Below are 1,754 nucleotides of genomic sequence, written 5' to 3' on the forward strand. Positions count from 1 at the left end.
GGCCTCGGCACCCTCTACCAAGCCTTGTTCGGCAAGAACAGGAATACCGAGGTATTTGTCGACAGAGAGCAACTCAAGCGGGTACTTGCCGTTTTGCTTCCTGCCATTGTTTATGTGCTGGCTGTCCAGTTTTTTGGCCTCTACGTGGCGTCCGCTGTATACATCGCGCTGTTCATGATCATCCTGGGGAAATTCTCCCCGATCAAAAGCGTGATCACCTCCTTCGTTGTGATCGCGCTGTTTTTCTTCATGTTCGAGGTCTGGTTCAAGGTTCCCTTGTTCAAAGGCCAGTTCGACTTGCTGAGCTTCCTCGGCTACTGAGTCATCTATACCCGCATCGAGCCCACTGAACTTTTACCGGATATCGAAATGGAAGAACTAAACTCGCTTTTTCACGGATTCAGCGTCATCCTGACGCCGATGAACATCGTCTTGATGTTCGTGGGCATCATTCTGGGCGTGCTGATCGGCGTGCTGCCCGGCCTGGGCGGCGCCAACGGGGTCGCCATTTTGCTGCCCCTCACGTTCACGATGTCGCCCACCTCGGCAATCATCATGCTGTCCTGCATCTATTGGGGTGCGCTTTTTGGTGGTGCGATCACCTCCATCCTGTTCAACATACCGGGAGAGCCCTGGTCGGTAGCAACCACCTTTGACGGCTACCCGATGGCTCAACAAGGCAAGGCGGGCGCCGCGCTGACAGCTGCGTTCACTTCATCTTTCGTCGGTGCCTTTGTTGCCGTCGTGATGATCACCTTTCTGGCACCCCTGGTGGCCAAGTTCGCACTCAAGTTCGGTCCACCTGAGTTCTTTGCGGTCTACCTTCTGACCTTCTGCAGTTTCGTGGGCATGGGCAAAGGCTCTCCGTTCAAGATCCTCGCGTCCATGACGCTCGGCTTTGCATTGGCGTCCGTCGGCATGGACACCGTAACCGGCCAGCTGCGCCTGACCTTCGGTATCCCGGACCTTATGCGCGGTTTCGATTTCCTGATCGCGGTAATCGGCCTGTTCGGCATCGGCGAGATTCTTCTGTCCATGGAAGAAGGACTGGCGTTCTCGGGCAAAAGCGCCAAGATCGACCCCAAGGTCGTGCTGGAGACATGGAAAAAGCTGCCGAAGTATTGGATGACGTCGGTTCGCAGCTCGCTGATCGGCATCTGGATGGGTATCACCCCTGGCGGCGCAACACCGGCCTCATTCATGAGTTACGGCCTTGCCAAGAAAATGTCGAAGAACGGCCCGAAGTTCGGCACCGGTGAGATCGAAGGTGTCATTGCTCCCGAAACCGCAGCGCACGCCGCCGGCACCAGCGCCCTGCTGCCCATGCTGGCACTGGGGATTCCGGGTTCGCCCACCGCAGCCGTTTTGCTGGGCGGCTTGCTGATCTGGGGCCTGCAGCCCGGGCCACTGCTGTTTGTTGAGCAAAAAGACTTCGTCTGGGGACTGATTGCCAGCATGTACCTGGGCAATCTCGTAGGACTGATCGTTGTGCTGACCACGGTCCCGCTGTTTGCATCCATCCTGCGCATCCCGTTCTCAATCATTGCTCCCATCATTGTGGTCATCTGTGCCATCGGCGCCTACACCGTCCACAACGCCATGTTGGACATCTGGTTCATGATGCTGTTCGGCGTGGTGGGCTACCTCTTCAAGAAACTGGACTATCCACTCGCACCGCTGGTGCTCGCGCTGGTCCTTGGAGACAAGGCCGAAGACTCGTTCCGCCAGGCGATGCTCGTGTCGCAAGGCGAAAT

General features: G+C 57.1%; 2 protein-coding genes. Both read left to right on the forward strand.

Annotated elements, in window-relative coordinates:
- Positions 1 to 321: tripartite tricarboxylate transporter TctB family protein (locus tag AC1D1X_RS22365; protein WP_477699227.1), on the forward strand; the 321-nt coding region annotated here is incomplete at its 5' end.
- A 48-nt stretch (positions 322 to 369) separates the two neighbouring features.
- A partial coding sequence (locus AC1D1X_RS22370; RefSeq protein ID WP_477699228.1) for a tripartite tricarboxylate transporter permease occupies positions 370 to 1,754 on the forward strand: 1,385 nt, incomplete at its 3' end.

It is taken from the genome of Polaromonas sp. P1_G4, from assembly GCF_056405475.1.